Source organism: Mycobacterium sp. OTB74, assembly GCF_029892685.1.
Taxonomy (GTDB): Bacteria; Actinomycetota; Actinomycetes; order Mycobacteriales; family Mycobacteriaceae; genus Mycobacterium.
In genome coordinates, this window is sequence record NZ_JARXVD010000063.1 from 1 (window position 1) to 1,008 (window position 1,008).

Genomic DNA, 1,008 nt, shown 5'->3' on the forward strand with positions numbered 1-1,008 from the left:
AGTCCGCACCCCGGCTGAACGAGAGGCGTTGAACATGAACAGATTTCGCGTTGGTGTCGGCACTCAAGTCCTCAATACTCGGCGGTCCCCGACCACGATGGTTCGCGCGGTCTACCTGGCTGCCCTGGCCGCCGGTGTTGACTCCTTCTGGGTAGCCGATCATCTTAATTCGCTGCTACCGCGGGCAATCGCAACACCGCAATACTTCGGCGGCGCGAAGCTGGTACCGAAGATCGATGCCCAGCTCGAGCCGTGGACCATGCTCGGACGGCTTGCCGCCAGCAACCGCATCGGGCGGCTGCGGCTCGGCGTGGGTGTCACCGACGCCGGTCGCCGCAACCCAGCGGTCACCGCACAGGCCGCCGCGACGCTACACCTGCTCACCGGAGGTCGCGCGATCCTCGGCATCGGTGTTGGGGAGCGCGAAGCCAACGAGCCTTACGGCGTTGAGTGGACCAAACCCGTTGCCCGGTTCGAGGAAGCCGTGGCCACCATCCGCGCGCTCTGGAACTCGGGCGGTGACGTTGTCTCGCGCGAGTCACCATTTTTCCCGCTGCAGAACGCCGTATTCGATATTCCGCCCTACCGCGGCAAGTGGCCCGAAATCTGGATCGCCGCCCACGGGCCTCGCATGCTGCGAGCAGCGGGACGTTATGCCGACGCCTGGTACCCCCAAGCCGCATTACGGCCCCAAGGCTATGCCCGCGACCTGGACGCGGTGCGCGCAGCGGCGTCCGACGCCGGACGAGACCCGCTGGCCATCACGCCCGCAGCTGGGCTGTTCCTGATCACCGGGCGTAGCCGCAACCAAGTCGATGAGGCCCTGAATTCAGATATCGCCAAGGCGTTCGCACTCACCATCCCCGCCCAGATGTGGGCGACCCACGGCGCACAGCATCCACTCGGACACGACTTCGCCGGCGCACAAGACCTCGTACCACAAACCCTCGACGAGCAGACGGTGCTGTCATACACAGCTCAGGTTCCCGCTTCGTTGATGAGAGAGTT

Annotated in this window: 1 protein-coding gene; it reads left to right on the forward strand. The window is 65.2% G+C overall.

Annotation, left to right across the window (positions count from 1 at the left end):
• Positions 1-97 precede the first annotated feature (97 nt).
• The coding region (locus tag M2432_RS27925) for an LLM class flavin-dependent oxidoreductase (protein WP_280830097.1) at positions 98-1,008 on the forward strand (911 nt) is incomplete at its 3' end.